Source organism: Erythrobacter sp. (assembly GCF_023653175.1).
Lineage (GTDB): Bacteria > Pseudomonadota > Alphaproteobacteria > Sphingomonadales > Sphingomonadaceae > Erythrobacter.
Genome location: NZ_JAMNXL010000241.1, coordinates 1 through 4,500, shown reverse-complemented (window position 1 = coordinate 4,500; position 4,500 = coordinate 1). Strand labels below are relative to the sequence as shown.

The window sequence follows — 4,500 nt, the reverse complement described above, 5'->3', positions numbered from 1 at the left end:
TCTGGGGCTTCGAGGCCGAACTCTCCTACCCTGTTATCGACACCGGCAGCTTCCGCCTGCTGACCGACCTCAGGGCCTCCTATGTCGAGGCCGAGCTTGACGACGGCACCGCCGTCCCGCGCATCCCGCCGCTCTCCCTGCTCGGCGCGATCGAGGCCCAGACCGGCCCCATCGACCTGCGCGGCGAGGTCCAGTGGTTCGACAGCCAGGACCGAACCGCTCCCTTCGAGACCGCGACCGACAGCTTCACGCTGGCCAATGCGCTGGTCGCCTGGCGCCCGCTCAAGGACAACCGGAACCTCACCTTCCAGCTCGCCGCCGACAACCTGTTCGACGTCACCGGCCGCCGCCACGCGAGCTTCACGAAAGACTTCGTGCCCCTCATCGGGCGCAATGTCCGGGCGAGCGTGCGCCTCAGTTTCTGAGGCTTAGCTCACCCACCAAGGGTCGCAATCGGGGCAGTCGAGATCATCGGCTGCCCCTTTTGCGTGAGGTTACTCCTCGACCGCAAACGTCAGCTCGGCGTGCTCTTCGAGCCGCTTCACCAGATCCTCGCCGAGAAACGCGCCCGGGGTGCCGATCCCGCCCGGCTTGTCGCAGGACAAGAGCGCGATCCCCGTCTCGGACAGCATCCGGCTGGTCGAGCCGTAACCCGGATCATAGCGGCCCTTGACGCCATATTGCAGCCGCTCGCCGCCCGGCATGTCGGCGACGAACACCACGTCATAAAAGCCGTTCTCGCGCTCTTCCTTCGTGGGCCCCTCGCCCGGCTTGGGGGGCTTGGCGCCGAACGGGTTCTTCATGAATTCGAGCGCCGCATTGGCCGCCGCCTTCCCCGCTTCGCCGGGGCTGGTCAGCATCATCTCGTCATACTGGAAATCGGTCCCGTAGGGGTGGCCGAGCAGGAAGTTGGTGCGGTGCACGTTCTTGGTGTTGATCGGTGCCATCACGAAGGGCGCGGACCACTTGCCGAGATCGTCCTCATAGCCCGGGATCATGCCCGAGGGCTGATCCGGCCCCTCGAAACCGGGGGTGAGCGCAAACGGATTGCGCAGCACGCCGATCACCGAGACGTCCTTGGCCGCCGCCTTCATCGTCGCGCCGAGGCTCGCCGCGGTGCCGCCCGAGAAGGTGCCCTGCATCGCGCGGACGCGCCCGCGGATGCGCGGGGCGGGCTTGCCGAACTTTTCGACGCAGGCCTTCTGCGCCATCATCACGCCGAGATCGAAGGGGATCGAATCGAACCCGCTCGAGAAACAGATGCGCGCGCCGCTGGCTTCGGCGGCGGCCTGATGCTCGGCGATCTTGGCGGCCATCCACGCCGGCTCGCCGCACAGGTCGGCATAGTCGGTGCCGGTCTTGACGCAGGCGGCGACGAGCTTGTCGCCATAGAGCTGATATGGGCCGACGGTGGTGAGGACGACGCGGGTGCGCGCGCACATGGCTTCAAGGTCGGCGTCGTCATCGGCATTGGCGACCACCAGCGGGGTCGAGGCAGGCGCGCCGATCAGGTCACGCACCTCTTCCAGCTTGGCGAGACTGCGCCCGGCCATCGCCCACTTGGGGCCATCCTCGCGGCTGCCGTAGTGGTGGGCGAGATACTCCGCCACCAGCCGCCCGGTGTAGCCGGTGGCGCCATAGACGATGATGTCGAATTCGCGGGTGCTCATATGGGGTCTCCCTAGGTTTTGCCCATGCCATGCAATCACGCGGCGCGGGTGTCAAAGGCCATCGCCGCGCGTGTTGGAAAGGTGACAAGGGTTACACCGCGTCAACTTCCCAACAGGCGCATTTATCCTTGTTGAACAGAGCATTGCCCGCAAATTGCGCAGCGGACGGACAGGGGTATGGGGGCTGTTTGTCATGCATGGGGCTCCGCCGGGCCAATCCGGGGAGCCTACCGCGGTCCGCGTGCTGTAGGAAAGCGCCCTGAAGCCGCAGCCCTAAAGCCGCGGCAGCGTCACCCCGCGCTGGCCCATGTATTTGCCCGCGCGGTCCTTGTAGCTGGTCTCGCAGCGCTCGTTGCCTTGCAGGAACAGGAACTGGCACGCGCCCTCGTTGGCGTAGATCTTCGCGGGCAGCGGCGTGGTGTTGCTGAATTCGAGCGTCACGTGCCCCTCCCAGCCCGGCTCCAGCGGGGTGACGTTCACGATGATCCCGCAGCGCGCATAGGTGCTCTTGCCGAGGCAGATCACCAGCACATCCTCCGGCACGCGGAAGTATTCGACCGTGCGGGCGAGCGCGAAGGAGTTGGGCGGGATGATGCAGACATCGGTCTCGCGGTCGACGAAGCTCTTGGGGTCGAACTGCTTGGGATCGACCACCGATGAATCGACATTGGTGAAGATTTTGAACTCGGGCGCAACCCGCGCGTCATAGCCATAGGACGAGAGGCCGTAGGAGATCACCCCGTCGCGCCGCTGCGCCTCGACGAAAGGCTCGATCATGCCATGTTCGAGCGCCTGCGTACGGATCCATTTGTCGGAGAGAATCGCCATGCTGCTGTGATTCCCGATGGGAGGCCGCGGGGCAAGGGCGAGGCCGGACATATCCCCTCACCCCTCATCGTCACCCCAGCGCAAGCTGGGGCCTAGGGCGGCGACGCGCGGTGCTTGCGGCTCTGGGTCCCAGGTTTCGCTGGGATGACGGTGGGCTTGCAAGCTCTCGTTAGGATTCTCGACCTAGGTCTCACGGTCGAGGAGATCGAAGATGAGCTTCACGGAAAAAGAAAAGCGCGACTGGCACGCCAGCAGAAAGTCCAGTCGCGCTTGGGATGACCAGCCGGCACAGATTTCGTGCGCTCACTGCGGGGCGCCAGCACCAAACAGCCAGTCGGGTTCGGAATTTCCCCTCTGCGACGCTTGCGACTGATTGCACCAGACCAAACTCTGCCGACCCCGGCAAGGCACTAGTCGACGACCGTAATCACAGGCCCGGCGGGCAATGGGAGGATCAAGCCCTACCCCTTTCCCCGTCCCGGGCTTGACCCGGGACCCCGCTTCTTTTCGCCGAGGTAGGGCTAAGCAAGGCAGCTGGGCCCCGGGTCATGCCCGGGGAGGGCGAGCAGTATTCGGCAAGCCGAACTTCGCCCAAACCGGCAGGTGATCGGACGCGGTCGTTGCCAGTGCGCTGCGGTGGACGCCGCAGTCCTTCGCCGTCAGGCCCTCGCAATGCATGATCCGGTCGAGCCTTCCGAGGGGGCGGCGGCTCGGGAAGCTGGGGCCGGGGTCGAGCAGGGCGAAGTGCTTGCTGAACTCGCGAAAACACCCCGACACGGCGCGCCATTCGTTGAGGTCGCCCATCAGCACGGTCGGGCCTTGCGCACGCGCCGCCTCGCCCAGTGCGGCGATGGTGCGGGCCTGCCGCACGCGCCACAGGCCCGAGAGGTCGAGGTGCATGCCGAAGACGGTCAGCGCCGCCTCGCCCACCCGCAGCCGCGCCGTCACCACCCCGCGCGGTTCGAGGCAGGGAATATGGATGATGTCGTGGCTCTCCACCGCAATCCCGCGCCGCACGAGGATCGCGTTGCCGTGCCAGCCCATCGAATCCGTCTGCACATCGAGCGGCACGGGGACGTAATCGCTGTGCCCCTCGATCAGGAAACGCGGGAGTACGGAGGCCCGGGTGCCGAAGCGCAGGTCCGCCTCCTGCAGGCACACCACGTCCGCGCCGACCTCGTTCAGCACATTGAGGATGCGCGCCGGATCGCGCTTGCGGTCGGTGCCGATACCCTTGTGGATGTTGTAGCTCGCCACCTTGAGGTTGGCGGGCAGAGGCGCGGCGTCCGGCATGGGCGCAAGGATAAGCGCCGCCGCACTAATTCGATAGAGGCGGGCGCGCGGTTCGTCGCATCATCGCCCCATGACGTATGGCGCGCGTGTTCTTTATGCCTTCGATGGCGGAGCCCGGGGTGACTGGGCGGTGACGGGCATGACCACTCTTGCCGGGGAGAGCCTGCCCGTGGTCGCCGGGCTCACGGTGCGGCAGGGCGGCTTTGCCGAGGCGCGCTGGCCGGTCTGGACGCTCTCGGGCGTCGCCAGCCACCTGCGTTACACCCTGCGCGAGGAATTTGCCGAGCTGTCCGCGCGCGGCAGTCCGCTGGGGCGCGGCGAGGCGCGGTGCGCGGCGCTGATCCCGATCTCCAAGAGCGAGGCCTGGTGGGCGCTCGCGCAGGACGAACGCCGCCGCATCTACGAGGAGCAGTCGCGCCACACCAGCATCGGGATGGAATACCTCCCCCAGATCGCCCGCCGGTTGCACCACGGCCGCGACCTCGGCGAGCCCTTCGACTTCCTCACCTGGTTCGAATACGCCCCCGAGCACGAGGGGCTGTTCGATGAGCTACTGGCGCGCCTGCGGGCGAGCGAGGAGTGGCGTTACGTGAGCCGCGAGATCGACATCCGCTTGACCCGCGCCGCCTAACCCGCCGCCAGCAGGCTAGCATTGCCCCCTGCCGCGGTGGTGTCGATGCACACCACCCGCTCGGTAGCGAAACGGGCG

5 protein-coding genes are annotated in these 4,500 nt (G+C 66.8%); 2 read left to right on the top strand and 3 right to left on the bottom strand.

Annotated features, from left to right (window positions below):
• Positions 1-425 (top strand): TonB-dependent receptor (locus NBV68_RS18080; RefSeq protein ID WP_296312628.1); only part of this gene is annotated, 425 nt, incomplete at its 5' end.
• Between the two features lie 69 nt (positions 426-494).
• Here the strand turns inward: NBV68_RS18080 and NBV68_RS18075 are convergent.
• The 3 genes from NBV68_RS18075 to NBV68_RS18065 form a co-directional block, all read right to left on the bottom strand.
• A complete protein-coding gene (locus NBV68_RS18075; RefSeq protein WP_296312625.1) occupies positions 495-1,670 on the bottom strand; it encodes a saccharopine dehydrogenase NADP-binding domain-containing protein in 1,176 nt (391 codons plus the stop codon).
• 273 nt (positions 1,671-1,943) lie between these two features.
• Complete coding sequence (gene dcd, locus NBV68_RS18070) at positions 1,944-2,498, bottom strand: dCTP deaminase (RefSeq protein WP_066526763.1); 555 nt, start codon at positions 2,496-2,498, stop codon at positions 1,944-1,946.
• A gap of 546 nt (positions 2,499-3,044) precedes the next feature.
• Positions 3,045-3,791 (bottom strand): endonuclease/exonuclease/phosphatase family protein, encoded by a 747-nt coding sequence (locus tag NBV68_RS18065; RefSeq protein ID WP_296312619.1) that lies wholly within the window; start codon positions 3,789-3,791, stop codon positions 3,045-3,047.
• A gap of 70 nt (positions 3,792-3,861) precedes the next feature.
• Between NBV68_RS18065 and NBV68_RS18060 the strand changes: the two genes are divergently transcribed.
• Complete coding sequence (locus tag NBV68_RS18060; protein ID WP_296312616.1) at positions 3,862-4,422, top strand: chlorite dismutase family protein; 561 nt, start codon at positions 3,862-3,864, stop codon at positions 4,420-4,422.
• Positions 4,423-4,500 lie beyond the last annotated feature (78 nt).